The sequence below is a fragment of the Demequina activiva genome, from assembly GCF_016862815.1.
GTDB lineage: Bacteria > Actinomycetota > Actinomycetes > Actinomycetales > Demequinaceae > Demequina > Demequina activiva.
This window is the reverse complement of the sequence record NZ_BONR01000001.1, coordinates 699,107-712,887: the sequence shown is the minus strand read 5'-3', so window position 1 is coordinate 712,887 and position 13,781 is coordinate 699,107. Positions and strand designations below refer to the sequence as shown.

16 protein-coding genes and 3 tRNA genes are annotated in these 13,781 nt (G+C 69.9%); 12 read left to right on the top strand and 7 right to left on the bottom strand.

Going from position 1 to position 13,781, the window contains the following annotated elements; all coding sequences use genetic code 11:
- Positions 1–65: 65 nt before the first annotated feature.
- The 7 genes from Dac01nite_RS03455 (at position 66) to purM (ending at position 7,392) form a co-directional block, all read left to right on the top strand.
- A complete protein-coding gene (locus Dac01nite_RS03455) occupies positions 66–1,139 on the top strand; it encodes a carbohydrate ABC transporter permease (protein ID WP_239066479.1) in 1,074 nt (357 codons plus the stop codon).
- The gene (locus Dac01nite_RS03450; protein WP_203653385.1) at positions 1,139–2,080 is read left to right on the top strand and encodes a carbohydrate ABC transporter permease; all 942 of its coding nucleotides are present in this window, start codon (positions 1,139–1,141) and stop codon (positions 2,078–2,080) included. The genes Dac01nite_RS03455 and Dac01nite_RS03450 overlap by 1 nt, the downstream gene beginning before the upstream one ends.
- Before the next feature lie 100 nt (positions 2,081–2,180).
- Positions 2,181–3,323 carry a glycoside hydrolase family 6 protein gene (locus Dac01nite_RS03445; protein ID WP_203653384.1) on the top strand — a complete coding sequence of 381 codons (1,143 nt, stop codon included), beginning with the start codon at positions 2,181–2,183 and terminating at the stop codon, positions 3,321–3,323.
- A complete protein-coding gene (locus Dac01nite_RS03440; protein ID WP_203653382.1) occupies positions 3,323–4,348 on the top strand; it encodes a glycoside hydrolase family 6 protein in 1,026 nt (341 codons plus the stop codon). Before Dac01nite_RS03445 ends, Dac01nite_RS03440 begins: the two co-directional genes overlap by 1 nt.
- 10 nt (positions 4,349–4,358) lie before the next feature.
- Positions 4,359–4,796, top strand: a complete 438-nt coding sequence (locus Dac01nite_RS03435) for a hypothetical protein (protein ID WP_203653380.1) — start codon at positions 4,359–4,361, stop codon at positions 4,794–4,796.
- On the top strand, positions 4,793–6,271 hold the full coding sequence (purF, locus tag Dac01nite_RS03430; RefSeq protein WP_203653379.1) for an amidophosphoribosyltransferase: 1,479 nt from the start codon (positions 4,793–4,795) through the stop codon (positions 6,269–6,271). Before Dac01nite_RS03435 ends, purF begins: the two co-directional genes overlap by 4 nt.
- Positions 6,268–7,392: a phosphoribosylformylglycinamidine cyclo-ligase gene (gene purM / locus Dac01nite_RS03425; protein ID WP_239066478.1), complete on the top strand. Its 1,125-nt coding sequence runs from the start codon at positions 6,268–6,270 to the stop codon at positions 7,390–7,392. The genes purF and purM overlap by 4 nt, the downstream gene beginning before the upstream one ends.
- A gap of 198 nt (positions 7,393–7,590) precedes the next feature.
- On the opposite strand, the gene Dac01nite_RS03420 is transcribed toward purM, so the two are convergent.
- Positions 7,591–7,788: a DUF3073 domain-containing protein gene (locus tag Dac01nite_RS03420; RefSeq protein WP_203653377.1), complete on the bottom strand. Its 198-nt coding sequence runs from the start codon at positions 7,786–7,788 to the stop codon at positions 7,591–7,593.
- A gap of 239 nt (positions 7,789–8,027) precedes the next feature.
- Here Dac01nite_RS03420 and Dac01nite_RS03415 point away from each other — a divergent pair, with 239 nt between their 5' ends.
- The 3 genes from Dac01nite_RS03415 to Dac01nite_RS03405 all read left to right on the top strand — a co-directional run bounded on the left by Dac01nite_RS03415 (position 8,028) and on the right by Dac01nite_RS03405 (position 9,892).
- Positions 8,028–8,231 (top strand): BldC family transcriptional regulator, encoded by a 204-nt coding sequence (locus Dac01nite_RS03415; protein ID WP_203653756.1) that lies wholly within the window; start codon positions 8,028–8,030, stop codon positions 8,229–8,231.
- Between the two features lie 156 nt (positions 8,232–8,387).
- Entirely contained in the window at positions 8,388–8,954 is a 567-nt protein-coding gene (locus Dac01nite_RS03410) for a methylated-DNA--[protein]-cysteine S-methyltransferase (RefSeq protein WP_239066477.1), read from the top strand.
- Complete coding sequence (locus tag Dac01nite_RS03405; protein WP_203653376.1) at positions 8,951–9,892, top strand: DMT family transporter; 942 nt, start codon at positions 8,951–8,953, stop codon at positions 9,890–9,892. The genes Dac01nite_RS03410 and Dac01nite_RS03405 overlap by 4 nt, the downstream gene beginning before the upstream one ends.
- A 9-nt stretch (positions 9,893–9,901) precedes the next feature.
- Here the strand turns inward: Dac01nite_RS03405 and Dac01nite_RS03400 are convergent, their stop codons facing one another.
- The 5 genes from Dac01nite_RS03400 to Dac01nite_RS03380 all read right to left on the bottom strand — a co-directional run bounded on the left by Dac01nite_RS03400 (position 9,902) and on the right by Dac01nite_RS03380 (position 11,641).
- Positions 9,902–10,273 (bottom strand): phage holin family protein, encoded by a 372-nt coding sequence (locus Dac01nite_RS03400; protein WP_203653374.1) that lies wholly within the window; start codon positions 10,271–10,273, stop codon positions 9,902–9,904.
- A 68-nt stretch (positions 10,274–10,341) separates the two neighbouring features.
- The gene (locus tag Dac01nite_RS03395; protein WP_203653373.1) at positions 10,342–11,232 is read right to left on the bottom strand and encodes a phosphotransferase; all 891 of its coding nucleotides are present in this window, start codon (positions 11,230–11,232) and stop codon (positions 10,342–10,344) included.
- Positions 11,233–11,295: 63 nt separating this feature from the next.
- Positions 11,296–11,368, bottom strand: a tRNA-Phe gene (locus Dac01nite_RS03390).
- Positions 11,369–11,428: 60 nt separating this feature from the next.
- Positions 11,429–11,502: transfer RNA gene (locus tag Dac01nite_RS03385), tRNA-Asp, on the bottom strand.
- Positions 11,503–11,568: 66 nt separating this feature from the next.
- A tRNA-Glu gene (locus Dac01nite_RS03380) sits at positions 11,569–11,641 on the bottom strand.
- 101 nt (positions 11,642–11,742) lie between these two features.
- Between Dac01nite_RS03380 and Dac01nite_RS03375 the strand changes: the two genes are divergently transcribed.
- Positions 11,743–12,096, top strand: a complete 354-nt coding sequence (locus tag Dac01nite_RS03375; RefSeq protein WP_203653372.1) for a metallopeptidase family protein — start codon at positions 11,743–11,745, stop codon at positions 12,094–12,096.
- Between the two features lie 20 nt (positions 12,097–12,116).
- Here Dac01nite_RS03375 and Dac01nite_RS03370 read toward each other — a convergent pair whose 3' ends face one another.
- Positions 12,117–12,332, bottom strand: coding sequence for a hypothetical protein (locus Dac01nite_RS03370; protein ID WP_203653371.1), 216 nt, complete (start codon positions 12,330–12,332; stop codon positions 12,117–12,119).
- Positions 12,333–12,544: 212 nt separating this feature from the next.
- Between Dac01nite_RS03370 and Dac01nite_RS03365 the strand changes: the two genes are divergently transcribed.
- A complete protein-coding gene (locus tag Dac01nite_RS03365) occupies positions 12,545–13,780 on the top strand; it encodes a glycoside hydrolase family 1 protein (RefSeq protein ID WP_203653370.1) in 1,236 nt (411 codons plus the stop codon).
- The last annotated feature ends 1 nt before the right edge of the window (position 13,781 follow it).

Below are 13,781 nucleotides of genomic sequence, written 5' to 3'. Positions count from 1 at the left end.
GACCGGCGGGGCCCGCGTAGCGTGGGTCCCGCCGGTCCACCATCCCTCCACGAAAGGAGTCGACGATGCCGTCGACCGCTGTGATGGCAGCTGGCTCAGGCCTGCACGCCGCGTCAGACCTGGGGCCGAGCTTCTGGGCAGCTCAGGGAAGCAACCTGTTGTTCGCCGCGCTCGCGATCCTGGCGTTCCTGGCCATCGTTGGGCTCATCATGTACGGCGCTGATCTCATCAAGGGCAGCGCGCGCGACAAGGTGCAGCTCGTGGTGCTGGTGACCCCGGTTCTCGCGCTGCTGGCGGTGGGCCTGATCTACCCGGCCGTCGACACCACCTGGCTGTCGTTCAACGAGATCACGAACGAGCCCGACCCCGACACGGGAGTCTTCACGACCTCGATGCAGTTCATCGGGCTCGACAACTACCGTTTCGCCTTCTCCGATCCCTCGACGCTGCGCACCATCCTCAACACGTTCGTGTGGATGATCCTGGTGCCGCTGATGTCGACCGGCTTCGGCCTCGCCTACGCGGTCTTCATCGACCGCGCCAAGGGCGAGAAGGCCCTCAAGTCGCTGGTGTTCATGCCCATGGCGATCTCGCTCGTGGGCGCCTCGGTCATCTGGGGCAACATCATGTACGACTACAACCAGGTGGGCGAGCAGACAGGCATGCTGAACGCGCTGCGCGCGCTCGTGGGCCTCGATCCGTACAACTTCCTGGTCGACGATCCGTGGAACACCCTGTGGCTCATCATCATCCTGGTGTGGATCCAGACCGGTTTCGCCATGGTCATCCTCTCCGCCGCGATCAAGGGCGTTCCGGTGGAGATGAACGAGGCGGCGTCGCTGGACGGCGCGAGCGCATGGCAGCGCTTCTGGCGCATCACCATCCCGTCGATCCGCAGCACCATCGTGGTGGTGCTCACCACCATCACGATCATGGCCCTCAAGGTCTACGACATCGTTCGGACAGTCACCCAGGGACGCGACAACACGGACATCGTCGCGAACCGCATGTACGTCCTGAGCTTCGTCGAAGGCCGTGAGGCCCTGGGTGCCGCGCTCGCGGTGATCCTGTTCGTGTTCGTCATCCCGGTCGTCATCTACAACGTGCGATCGCTGAACAAGGTGAAGGAGACCCACTGATGAGCGTCACGATGCCTCCTCAGCACCCGGTCGAGGATGACAAGCCCACCAAGGGCAAGTCGCTCACCAAGGCCGCGAAGGCCAAGGAGAACCTCACCAGTCCGTGGGCGACCGCGGCGGCCATCATCATCGCGATGGTGTGGACCATCCCCACCGTCGCGCTGTTCATGACCTCGCTGATCCCCGGCGACCGCTACCGCACCGATGCCTGGTGGACCGTGCTGGCCGATGGCGGTCTCACGTTCGAGAACTTCAACCAGGTGCTCTTCGAGTCCTTCGGCGACAACTCGACGGCGCCCCCGCTGCTCGAGTACGTGTTCAACTCGATCGTCGTGACCGTGCCGTCCGTGGTGTTCCCGGTGGTCCTGGGGCTCATGGCCGCCTACGCGTTCGCGTGGATCCCGTTCAAGGGCTCGAACTTCCTGTTCGTGCTGATCTTCGCCCTCCAGGTGGTGCCGCTGCAGCTCGCGTTGATCCCGCTGCTGCGCATCCTGGGACCGGAGAACCTGGGTCTCGCGGGCGAGTTCCCGGGCGTGTGGATCGCGCACACGATCTTCGCGCTGCCGCTGTCCGTGTTCCTGCTGCACAACTTCGTCAGCCACATCCCGCGCGAGGTCCTCGAGGCCGCGCGCGTGGACGGGGCCAGCCACACGCAGATGTTCTTCCGGATCATCATCCCGCTGTCGCTTCCCGCGGTGGCGTCGCTGGCGATCTTCCAGTTCCTGTGGGTGTGGAACGACCTGCTGGTCTCCGCGGTGTTCGGAAGTGCGGACACGTACCCGCTGACGTACCCGATCTCGAACCTGGCGGGTGACTACGGTCAGTACGCCTACCTGGTGCCGCCTGCGGCGTTCATCTCGATGATCATCCCGCTGATCGTGTTCTTCTCGCTTCAGCGGTACTTCGTCCGCGGACTGCTCGCCGGCTCCACCAAGGGTTGAGGGGTCCATCAGCGCCGCCCGCACCGCAACCGCGGTGAGGGCGGCGCTTGGACGTCCACGGCGCTTGACGTGGCAGGGTCGAAACGATTGGATGCGACTCATGCCTTCGCACCGCCGCCTCAGGGCTCACCGTCGCCTGGCGGCGTTCGCCGCGGCTGGCGCACTCGCCCTGGCTGCGTGCACGGCCGATGCGAACGCACCCGAGCCGACCGGCGACACCGGGGCCTCCGCGCTGCCGGCGACGCCGGCATCGGCCACGCCCTCGCCGAGCGAGGACGCGTTCGAGGCGTTTCCTGACCGCCCCGCATCGCAGGTCGACGCGTGGCCCGATCCCGGCGACTTCCTGGTGGACGTCACCAAGGCCGTGGTGCCGGCTGCCACGCTCGCGCAGCAGGAGCGTTGGGACGACTACGACCACATGGGCCGCATCACGGGAACGGCGCAGGCCCGTTGGATCGGCTCCTGGTCCACCAATGACGCGATCTCGAACTACGCGCACCAGGTGTACACGGCAGCGGCCGCTGCGGACCGCATCGGCCTGATCGCGTACTACGGCATGAGGGACTACACGTGCGAGGAGGCCGCGTCCGATCCGGAGCTGGCGGACTTCTATGCCGAACGGTCCCGGGTGCTGGTGGAGGAGCTGCCAGGCTCCGGCGCTCAGGCATGGATCGTGCTCGAGCCCGCACTGGTCGCGAGCCTCGGCTCGTGTGAGGGCGACCCGCGCGGAGCGTGGGTCGCGGACGCGGCCGCGACCTTCGCCGATGCGGGCGCGGCGGTCTACCTCGACGCGGGAGTGGTGGACGATCCGGCCGCGATCGCCGCGAGCCTCGCCAGCCTCGACCTGGAGTCCGTGGCCGGCATCGCCGTGGGAACCAACGGCTATCGCGCGGTGAGCGAGCAGCTCGCCGCGGGCGAGGCCGTGCTGGCGGCGCTCGCGGACGCGGGCGTGGACGTCGACGCGCCGCGCTCCGGTCCGGACCCCGGTGAGCCCGGCCTCGGACTGATCGTGGACACCTCGCGCTCAGCGGTTCCTGTGGAGGCTCCCGAGCCGTGCAACCCGCCGGAGGCAGGCATCGGCGTCCCGCCTCGGCTGGTGGGCGCGGGCGCTCTCGACGCGTACGTGTGGATCAAGCGCGTGGGCGAGTCGGACGGCGCCTGCAACGGTGGCCCCACCCGCGGCCAGTTCTCGCAGGCCCTCGCCCTCCAGCTCGCCCGTAACGGCTCTCTCGAGGAGTCCTGATGCGCGCTCTCGTCGCCGCCCTCGTGGCGTGCGCCCTGCTCGCCGGATGCTCGGTGGACCCTGCGCCCGAGGCGACCACCCCGGACCCGGAACCGTCCGCCACGGCCCCCCGCGCATCGGCCGCCCCGGAGTCCTCTGAGGCGCCTGCTGCGAGCCCCACACCGTCACCCAGCGACCAGGCCTCGACCGCGACGGGCTTCCACGACGCCGGTTCGCAGGCGGACGGCCAGGTCGCGCAGCTCGAGGCCGCGGGCCGGGACGCGGATGCGGACGCCATCCGCCGCATCGCCGAGCAGCCGGTGGCGACCTGGCTGGGCGAGTGGATGCAGGACGTCACGGGCACCGTCGCCGGCACCACGCGGGCCGCTGCCGACGCCGGCCAGGTCGCGCTCTTCGTGGTCTACGCGATCCCCGGACGCGACTGCGGCCTGCACAGCGCAGGCGGCGTGCCGGAGGACCAGTACCTGGACTTCGTGCGCGACGTCGCCGACGGCATCGAGGCGGGCTCGCGGACGTGGATCGTGCTCGAGCCCGACGCGCTCGCGCAGATGGGCGACTGCGACGGCCAGGGCGACCGTGCAGGACTGCTCGCGGGAGCGGCGGAGATCCTGGACGACGCCGGCGCGGACGTGTTCCTGGACGCGGGGCACTCGGGATGGCGCGCCCCCGAGGACGTGATCGCTCGGCTCGAGACCGTGGGCACCGAGCACCTCGCCGGGTTCTCGACCAACACCTCCAACTACCAGCGCACGGAGGACGAGCGAGCGTGGGCCGAGCCCATCGCGGCAGCCACGGGCCTGGAGTTCATCGTGGACACGTCCCGCAACGGCAACGGCTCCAACGGCGAGTGGTGCAACCCGTCGGGACGCGCTCTTGGCGAGCCTCCGCAGATCCTCGACGACGGGCCGATGCGCGCGGTCGCCTGGGTCAAGGCGCCAGGGGAGTCGGACGGCACCTGCAACGGTGGTCCCCCCGCTGGGCAGTGGTGGATGGAGGGTGCGCTCGCCCTTGCAGGCGCCGCCTAGACTGGTGCCCGTGAGCGACGTCCCCCACCGTCCCGAGTCCGAGGGCACCCCCTCGGTCGAGGAGCTCGACCGCATCGCCGTGCCGGCGAGCATTCGCCGCGCACCCCGGTTCGGCCGCGTGGTGGGAACAGGCGCCGGAGGCGGCTTCGCGGTGGGCTTCCTGTGCGGGATGATCCTCCCCAACTCGACCGGGCTGGGCCGCGCGACCGTGGGCATCCTGGTCGGGCTCGGCATAGGCCTGTTCGGCGGCCTGATCGCTGGCGTCATCGCCGTGGGGCTCGACCGCCGCAGCCCCGCCTACCTCAAGGCCGCGCGTGAGCGCGAGGCCGCCGCATCGGCTGCCGCCCTCCCCGAGCTCGGCGACGGCGACGCCATGACGAACGGCCCCCGCGCATCGGCCGGGGACGGGCCCCAGGACAACCCCGGCCAGCGTGAGGAGCGCCAGTGACGCGACGCGGCGACGGACGCCTCAACCACGACCTCGACCCCGGCGAGAAGGGGCCCCAGGACGCGTGTGGCGTGTTCGGCATCTTCGCTCCGAACGAGGAGGTCGCGAAGCTCACCTACTTTGGCCTCTATGCGCTGCAGCACCGCGGCCAGGAGTCGGCGGGCATCGCCACCTCCACCGGCGACAAGATCCTCGTGTTCAAGGACATGGGGCTCGTGTCGCAGGTGTTCGACGAGGGTGCGCTCGAGGCCCTGCAGGGCGACCTCGCCGTGGGGCACGCGCGCTACTCGACCACCGGCGCGTCGACGTGGGCCAACGCCCAGCCCACGCTGGGCCCCACCAAGCACGGCACCGTCGCGCTGGGCCACAACGGCAACCTGACCAACACGCACACCCTCATCGATCTGGTCGAGGAGCGCCTGGGAGTCGAGCGCCGGGAGGCGCTGCTCGCCGCGGGCGGCACGGACACCGCAGTGCTGACCGCGTTGCTGGGATGGGACCGGTTCGAGACCCTCACCGAGACCGCGATCGAGCTGCTTCCGCACATCCAGGGTGCGTTCTCCCTCGTGTTCATGGATGAGGACACCGTCTACGCCGCGCGCGATCCGCAGGGCGTGCGCCCGCTGGTCCTGGGCGAGCTGCCGTCCGGCGGCTGGGTGGTCGCCTCCGAGACTCCGGCGCTGGACATCGTGGGCGCGCGGTTCGTCCGCGAGATCGAGCCGGGGGAGTTCGTCACCATCGACGCGAACGGCGTGCACTCCCAGCGCTTCGCGGATGCCGCCCCCAAGGGCTGCGTGTTCGAGTACGTCTACCTTGCACGGCCCGACACCGCCATCGCGGGGCGCTCGATCCACGCCGCCCGGCTCGCGATGGGCCGCACGTTGGCCCGCGAGTACCCGGTCGAGGCGGACATGGTGATGCCGACGCCGGAGTCCGGCACGCCCGCGGCCGTCGGGTACGCCCAGGAGTCCGGGATCCCGTTCGGCCAGGGCCTCACCAAGAACGCCTACGTGGGCCGTACCTTCATCCAGCCCTCGCAGACCCTGCGGCAGCTGGGCATCCGCCTCAAGCTCAACCCGCTGCGCGAGCAGATCGAGGGCAAGCGGCTGGTGGTGGTCGACGACTCGATCGTGCGCGGCAACACCCAGCGTGCGGTGGTCGCGATGCTGCGCGAGGCCGGCGCCGCCGAGGTCCACCTGCGAATCTCCTCGCCACCCATCGAATGGCCGTGCTTCTACGGGATCGACTTCGCGACTCGAGAGGAGCTCATCGCGGTGGGGCACGCCGTGGAGGACATCCGGGAGCACCTGGGCGCGGACTCGCTGGGCTTCATCTCCGTCGAGGGCATGATCGCCGCGACCGAGCAGCCGCGCGCGCAGCTGTGCACCGCGTGCTTCACCGGGGAGTACCCCATCGAGCCGCCCGTCGACGCCCGCCATCTGCTCTCCGTCCAGCCCGTGGAGGTCGCCCCGTGACGCCTGTGCCGTCGCCCTCGTCCGAGCCCATCACGTATGCCGCCGCCGGCGTCGACACCGAGGCCGGCGACAAGGCCGTCGAGCTCATGAAGTCCGCGGTGGCGCGCACCCATGGTCCCGAGGTGCTGGGCGGGATCGGTGCATTCGCGGGCCTGTTCGACGCATCCGCGCTGAAGTCCTACGAGCGGCCCCTTCTCGCCTCCTCCACCGACGGCGTGGGCACCAAGATCGTGATCGCACGCCAGATGGACGTGCACGACACCATCGGCCAGGACCTGGTCGCGATGGTCGTGGACGACATCGTGGTGTGCGGCGCCAAGCCCCTGGTGATGACGGACTACATCGCGTGTGGCCAGGTGGTGCCGGAGCGCATCGCGGACATCGTGCGCGGCATCGCCGAAGGCTGCGAGATGGCAGGCACTGCACTGGTGGGCGGCGAGACGGCTGAGCACCCCGGCGTCATGGAGCCCGACGACTACGACGTGGCCGGCGCGGCCATCGGCGTGGTCGAGGCGTCCGCGCTGCTGGGCCCCGATCGCGTGCGCGACGGTGATGTCGTGGTCGCGATGGCCTCCTCCGGCCTGCACTCGAACGGCTACTCGCTGGTGCGTCGCGTGGTGTCGCACGCGGGCTGGGCGCTCGACACCCATCTCGAGGACCTGGGCCGCACCGTGGGCGAGGAGCTGCTCGAGCCCACCCGGATCTACGCGCAGCTGTGCGTCTCGCTGGCCGCGTCCGTGCCGGGCCTGCGTGCGTTCTCGCACGTCACCGGCGGCGGACTCGCCGCGAACGTCGCGCGGGTGATGCCTGCGGGCCTCGCCGCGTCAGTGGCACGCGACGCGTGGGAGCTGCCGTCCGTGTTCTCGCTGGTGCAGGCCGCGGGCTCCGTGCCGTGGTCCGACCTCGAGTCGACGCTCAACATGGGCGTGGGAATGGTCGCGATCGTGGCGCCGGAGGATGCGGACGCGCTGGTCGCAGCATCCGGCGCTGCCGGCGTGCCAGCCTGGGTGCTGGGCGAGATCGCCGAGGACGACGGCCGGGTGGCCTCGCCGGACACGGTGCGTGGCGCCAAGGGCGTGCTGGGCGGTGCCGTGCATCTCACGGGCGCCTACCGCGCCTGACGGCATCCCGGCCCCGTCTGAGACGCGCTGCGCAGCAGGCGCGTCTGCCGCGCGCACGTCACCGCGCTCGCGAAGGCTGAGACGTGCGCATGCGGCTGCTCGAGTGGGCGCCGGCATCTGGGTGCTCTTCCAGAGCACGCGGCGTCAGGGCATGCCAGGGCCCAGGTCTCGCCGTGTCAGGCGAGAGGGTGGAGCGGCCTAGCGGTCGTCGTCCGCCCAGCGGTCGACGTACTCGTCGGACTCCTCGACGGCAGGCTCCGGCTCGGGCGTGCGCCTGTGCGGCTCCGCGCCACTGATGAGCTCGCGCTCGAGGTCACGGAGGTCCGCCCCGTGGTTCGAGTACTTGAGCTGACGCGCGATCTTCGCGTCCTTAGCCTTCTGACGGCCGCGCCCCATGTCGCCGTCCCTTCCGGTACTTCGCGGGCGCGCGTGTCTCGCGGGCCCTGCGTGGTGAGTCCTGACACGTACTTTACAACGCCGCCGCACGTGGTTGCGAGTCCCTCCCAGGCGGAGATGAGCGGGAGAAAAGGGGAAATCTCACACCAAACGTCGTCATAACCGAGAACGACACCCCTCTCAACAGTCAACGGAGGCCCGACTCAGGGGTCTTCTTCAACTGAAGGAAGCTAGAGATGATGGCTGACACTGTCCAGGAGCCGGAGAAGCTGCTGACGCCGAGCGAGGTTGCTGCGATCTTTCGGGTGGACCCGAAGACCGTGACGCGCTGGGCGAAGGTCGGCAAGCTGTCCTCCATTCGCACCCTGGGCGGCCACCGCCGCTTCCGCGAGGCAGAGGTCCAGGCCCTCCTCGCGGACGCGCAGGAGCAGCGCCGCCCGTAGCACTCCCGCTCTTCCCCGCACTGACGCTGGTCGCGGCCCTCGCCCCCTTCGGGGAGCGGGGGCCGCTTTGCTTCTCTCTCCGGCCCCTGAAGAAAGGTGCCAGTCGGCACGCCGGTGGCAGGCCGCATCGGCTGATGCGCGCCGTACCCTGGTCGTATGCCGCCCGCCACGCTGTCCGCGATGGGCTTCGACACGCCCTTCGGCGAGCTCAACGTCCTCGCCACCACAGCCGATGCGACGGTGCGGGCCGCTGGCTTCAGCCCGCTGAGGGAGGTGGTCGCGCAGCTGCCGCGCGAGCTCGTCCATGCGGACATGACCGACGCACCGGTCGCGTCGATCGCGGAGGCGGTCGAGTCGTGGCTCGCCGATGGAGGCGACGCCATCACCACGGTGCCGGTCGCGCTGATGGGCAGCCCGTTCTTCGTCGAGGTCTGGGAGCATCTGCGCACCGTTCCCGCCGGCGAGGTGGTGTCCTACCAAGAGCTCGCGCAGATGGCCGGCAGGCCACGAGCGATGCGGGCCGCGGGCACGGCGTGCGCGCGCAACGCCGTGGGACTGTTCGTTCCGTGCCACCGCGTGATCGCATCCGGCGGGCGCCTGGGAAGCTACGGATTCGGCGGCCCTGGCATCAAGGCGGCGCTGCTCGCCCACGAGGGCGTGCGGGTGACCGATGCTCCCATCACCGAGGGCTCGCGCGTCGCCCTCGTGGGGAGTGACGGGTGAGCCCGCTGGCCGATGTGCCGCTGCGCGCCTGGCTGCCGTACTTCCTGGGAGTGTCCGCCGCGTGGGGATCGAGCTTCCTGTTCATCGAGGTCGCGCTGCGCTCCTTCGCGCCCGCCCAGGTGGCGCTGGGTCGGCTGCTGTTCGGCGCGGCGGTGCTGATGGCGATGGTGCTCGCCATGCGGCGCCTCCCGCGCCTCACGTGGCGCTCGGTACTGGCGCTGGGCCTCGTGGGCGCCTTCCTGTCCGGCATCCCGTTGATCCTGATCCCGCTCGCCCAGCAGCACATCACGTCGATCCTGGCGAGCCTGCTCAACGCCACCACGCCCCTGTGGACGGCGCTGTTCGTGGCCCTGCTGATCCCCACCGAGCGGGTGAGCCGGGCGCAGCTGGTGGGTCTGGTGCTGGGCGCGTTCGGGATCGCGATCCTGGTGGGCGCGTGGCAGGTGGACGACTTCCCCGCACTGGGAGTGGCCTTCATGCTGGGCGCGACGGCCTGCTACGGGATCGGGTCCACCCTGTCGCGGGTGCTGCTGAACCGCGTGCAGGAGTCGCCCGTGGTGCTGTCCGCGACGCAGATCTCGCTGTCCGTGCTGATCGTCGCGCCATTCGCGCTTGGCGCGCCCGCTCCAGGTGACGGCGCCGTCGCGCTCGACTCCTGGTCGATGTGGGCGCTCATCGCGCTGGGAGTGACCGGGACGAGCTTCGCGTACGTGTGGTTCTGGAAGATCGTCAGGACCGCGGGGGCGACCACCGCTGCGTCGGTCACCTACGTGGTCCCGGTGGTGGCCACGGTGCTCGGAGTGCTCGTGCTGGGGGAGAAGCTCCACTGGTACGAGCCCGTGGGCGCCGCGGTCGTGCTGACGGGAGTCTGGCTGGCCCAGCGCAAGCCGAGGCCGCGGCCAGAGGTGATGCAGGAGCTCAAGGGCTCCCCGGCGTGAGCGACAGGGCTACATCCTGTCCTTGATCCGCTCGATCGAGGCGCTCGGGAACAGGTCCTTGTTCTTCTTGATGAGGCTCATGCCGATCAAGCCGAAGATGAGGACGAACACCAGGATGATGCCAGCCACCAGGAGGGCGGCGCCCCACGGCTCCATCACGTTCGAGAAGCCCAGCACGGCCGCGGTGATCAGCACGCCGGTCATGAAGAACGCGAGCACTGCGGCCGCTGCGACCAGCGCAGCGCCGATGCCCAGGCGCTGGCTCTTGTACTTGATCTCGATCTTGGCGACCTCGACCTCGGACTTGATGGTCGCGATCCACTGACCAGCGACCGCCCCCAGAATCGCGTTGGCGAACATCTTGCCGTAGTTCGAGCTCATGGTTCCTCCCTGGATGGCGTGCTCCTAGTACATCGTCTATCGGCACACCTGCGCAAACGCGTGAACGGTCAGGAATAGTCCGCGACCACCTGGGCGAGCGCCCAGCGCAGCTGCTGGGCGAAGCCGGGCAGGGTGCGCTCGTAGTACTCGATTCCCCACGCCGCCTTGCGCACGGCGTAGGCACGTGCTCGGGCGATCTGAGGCTCGGTCGCGTGCGTCGCGTCGAGGAGCAGGGCACGCGCGCCGGCCCCCATGCACGTCCAGGCGGCGAGCAGATCGAAGCCGCGGTCGCCACGGCCGGACGCCCCCCAGTCGAGGATGCCGGTGAGTCGGGCCGATGCGCCCTCGCCCTCCAGCAGGAGGTTTCCCGGCATGAGGTCGCCATGGATCCACTGCGGCGGTTCGTCGGGTCCGGGATCCCTCGCGGCATCCCAGGCGGCCAGGGCCGCGGGGGACCCGAGCGCGACCACCTTGTCGCGCGTGCCATCGTCGCGGCTGAAGAAGGTCGGATCCGGAGCGGGCGCCCAATCGAGCGTCACCGTGCCGACGGCGTCCAGCGCGTCGGCGATGCCCCGCGCGACGGCGGCCTCGTCGTGGGGGTCGCCCGGCTGTGGGTGACGACCCGGAAGGCGCGACCAGATGCCCCAGGTCCAGGGCATGCCCTCGCCCGGCTCGCCGCGGAACAGCAGCTCCGGCACGGCGATGCCAGCCGGCCTGAGCGCCGCCGCGAGGACGGGCAGACGACGGGCGTCGTCTCCGGCCTCATCGCCGGCCCAGTCGATGATCGGGACCCGGACCACCGCATCGTCCCCCAGCAGGTGCACGCGATGGATGGTGCCATCGTGGTCGAGACGCCGCTGGGGCAGGTGCGCCCACTGCGGGCACTGGCTGCGGACCAGGGAGGCGACCAGCGCGTCGGGCACGTCGATCTGCGCTTCGTGCAGGCGCATCGGCTCCATGAAGGGACTCTACGCAGTGGAGAAAGCAAGAAGCCCCCGCCGCAGCGAGGGCCTTGCATGAAGTGGCTCCGACCGGCGTCGATCCGGTGACCTTTCGATTTTCAGTCGAACGCTCTACCAACTGAGCTACAGAGCCTTGTGGGTGTCACCCACAGTAAGCACGATGCCCCTTGCGAACAAGGGGCATCGCCACTCGCGACCCTGACGGGACTTGAACCCGCGACCTCCGCCGTGACAGGGCGGCGCGCTAACCAACTGCGCCACAGGGCCTTGCTGTGATCCACCTCGCGAGAAGTGGGCCGAAGAAGATTGTAGACCATCCTCGGTGGTGTGTCGTACCCCCAACGGGATTCGAACCCGTGCTACCGCCGTGAAAGGGCGGCGTCCTAGGCCGCTAGACGATGAGGGCGCCGTCTGACGCCCGAACGTCCGAGCGTCAAGGACGGGCACCATCGTACGGGGCGCGCCTGCCGTTCTCCAAGTCCGGGCGGCTCGGAGACAATGGTGCGCATGGTCGAGATGACGCGCGAGGACTTCGAGGAGGCCGTCGACGACGCGATCGACTCGATCCCGGAGGATCTGCTCGGGCTGGTCGACAACGTGGTGATCCTGATCGAGGACGACGCTCCCGAGGGCGACCCGGACCTGCTGGGGCTGTACGACGGCGTGGCGCTCACCGACCGTGGCAGCGAATGGGGGATGGGCGACCTCCCGGACCGCATCTTCATCTACATGAACCCGACGCTGCGAGTGTGCGAGGACGCGGAGCATGTGCGCGACGAGGTCGCCATCACGGTGGTGCACGAGATCGCGCACCACTTCGGGATCGACGACGAGCGCCTGCACGAGCTGGGCTGGGGCTGACGAGTCCCGGCCGCCGACTGCTACTCGGACATCTCCCAGCCCTGACGCTGCAGGTCGAACACGAACTTCTGCACCACCGCCTGCGACTCGGATTCGTTCTCGCAGCTCTCGTAGCCGACGTGCGCGGGGCGCTCGGGGTGGGCGGTGTCCGTGGTGGTGATGACCACGGTCGCGTCGTTGTCCTCGAGGTGGAAGGCCTTGACCTGAGTGCCGAGCGTCATGCTGAACGGTTCCATCCGGCCAGCCTACGTGCCGAGTCCCGGGCGCCCTGCGCGGGCCTCCTCCCGACAGTGCGAACCAATCTGCGTCGCGCCCCCCCGATGCACGGCGGGGTGCACCCCCGATCGCCGGCGGGTCGCCCCGCGATGGTGTCGAACTGTCGGGCGGGCGCTCACAGGAGCCCGCGCCTAGGCTGGGAGCATCCCCCCGCGCGCGAAGGAGCCTGCTGATGCCCGAGATCCCGATGACCATGTTCGGCCCCGTCCCCGAGGGCTGGATGTGGGGCACCGCGACGGCCTCGCACCAGATCGAGGGCGGCAACGTCAACAACGACTGGTGGCGCTTGGAGCATGCGCCCGGCAGCCCGGCGAAGGAGTCCAGCGGGGACGCGTGCGACTCCTGGAACCGCTGGCTCGAGGACCTTCAGCTGGTGCAGCGCATGGGACTGGACGCGTACCGCTTCTCGCTCGAGTGGAGCCGCATCGAGCCTGCGGAGGGCGAGTTCTCGCTGGTCGCGCTCGAGCACTATCGCGAGATGATGGTCGCCGCTCACGAGATGGGCCTGAAGACCTCGGTGACCCTGCACCACTTCACCACGCCCCTGTGGGCGGCCGATGCGGGCGGCTGGGCGGATGAGCGGATGGTCGCCTGGTTCGCTCGCTACGCGGACATCGTGGTGCAGCACCTGGGCGACCACATCGACATGGCGGCCACGTTCAACGAGCCCAACGTCGTGGACGCCGGCGGCTACTACTCCGGCACGTTCCCGCCCGGGATCACCGGGGACCGCGCGGTCTACGAGGCCGCCCAGCGCACCATCGTCGCGGCCCACGAGCGGGCCCGCGAGGTGCTGAAGGCGGGCCCGGGCGAGTTCCCGGTGGGCCTCACGATCGCGCTGCCGGACGTGATCGTGCACCCCGACGACGACGTCGAGTCCGACGGTCTGCGCTACGACCAGTGGGATGCCGATGCCCTGGTCGCCTTCAATCCGTGGGCCCGGCTCGACGCCTACCTGGAGACGGCGAAGGGTGACGACTACGTGGGCGTCCAGACCTACTTCGAGATGCACCTGGACTCGCGCGGCGAGACCCTCGAGGTGCCGGAGTCGTGGCGGCGCACGCAGATCGGGTGGTCCTTCACGCCCGAGGCACTGGGCCAGTCCGTGCGTCGCGCGGCTGAGGTGACGGGCGTGCCGGTGATCGTGACGGAGAACGGGATCGCGACCGAGGACGACGACGACCGCATCGAGTACTACTCGCGCTCGCTGGCGGCCGTGCGCGCCGCGTTGGACGACGGTGTGGACGTGCGCGGGTTCTTCGCCTGGAGCCTGCTGGACAACTTCGAGTGGCTCCACGGGTTCGGCCCGAAGTTCGGCCTCCACGAGGTCGACCTCGTGACGTTCGCGCGCACTCCCAAGCCGTCCGCGGGCTGGTACGCCCGCCTGGTCGAGGACTCCCGGTCCTGAC